This is a genomic window from Nocardia sp. NPDC051030 (genome assembly GCF_040683015.1).
In the GTDB taxonomy this organism is placed as follows: Bacteria; Actinomycetota; Actinomycetes; order Mycobacteriales; family Mycobacteriaceae; genus Nocardia.
Genome location: NZ_JBFBCD010000023.1, coordinates 1 through 1,062, shown reverse-complemented (window position 1 = coordinate 1,062; position 1,062 = coordinate 1). Strand labels below are relative to the sequence as shown.

Here is a 1,062-nt window from a genome sequence, read left to right as displayed (position 1 = left end):
GCCCTACAGGCTTACACCAGGTATTCCATCACCTGGCCCAGCTACCTTCCTGCGTCACCCCATCGCTTGACTACTACAATCAGGGTCCCGTGCAGCCGTTCCCCCTCTCACCCGAAGGTTCGATAAGGAAACATTTGGACGGTTAGCACAACTGATTCGCCATTGGGCGCGGATACACGGGTACGGGAATATCAACCCGTTGTCCATCGACTACGCCTGTCGGCCTCGCCTTAGGTCCCGACTCACCCTGGGCGGATTAACCTGGCCCAGGAACCCTTGGTCATTCGGCGGACGAGTTTCTCACTCGTCTTTCGCTACTCATGCCTGCATTCTCACTCGCATGGCCTCCACGGCTGGATCACTCCGCCGCTTCCCTGGCCATACGACGCTCCCCTACCCATCCACACACCTGGCTCGAAAGCAGGTTAATGTGTGAATGCCGCGGCTTCGGCGGTGTACTTGAGCCCCGCTACATTGTCGGCGCAGGATCACTTGACCAGTGAGCTATTACGCACTCTTTCAAGGGTGGCTGCTTCTAAGCCAACCTCCTGGTTGTCTTCGCGACCCCACATCCTTTTCCACTTAGTACACGCTTAGGGGCCTTAGCCGGCGATCTGGGCTGTTTCCCTCTCGACTACGAAGCTTATCCCCCGCAGTCTCACTGCCACGCTCTCACACACCGGCATTCGGAGTTTGGCTGACTTCGGTAAGCTTGTGGGCCCCCTAGGCCATCCAGTAGCTCTACCTCCGGTGTGAAACACGTGACGCTGCACCTAAATGCATTTCGGGGAGAACCAGCTATCACGGAGTTTGATTGGCCTTTCACCCCTACCCACAGCTCATCCCCTCAGTTTTCAACCTAAGTGGGTTCGGGCCTCCACGACGTCTTACCGTCGCTTCACCCTGGCCATGGGTAGATCACTCCGCTTCGGGTCCATAGTGTGCGACTGAAGGGCGCCCTATTCGGACTCGCTTTCGCTACGGCTCCCCCACACGGGTTAACCTCGCCACACACCGATGACTCGCAGGCTCATTCTTCAAAAGGCACGCCATCACCCCACA

Annotated in this window: 1 rRNA gene; it reads right to left on the bottom strand. The window is 57.7% G+C overall.

Going from position 1 to position 1,062, the window contains the following annotated elements:
- Positions 1–1,062, bottom strand: a 23S ribosomal RNA gene (locus AB0N05_RS38865); the annotation flags it as partial.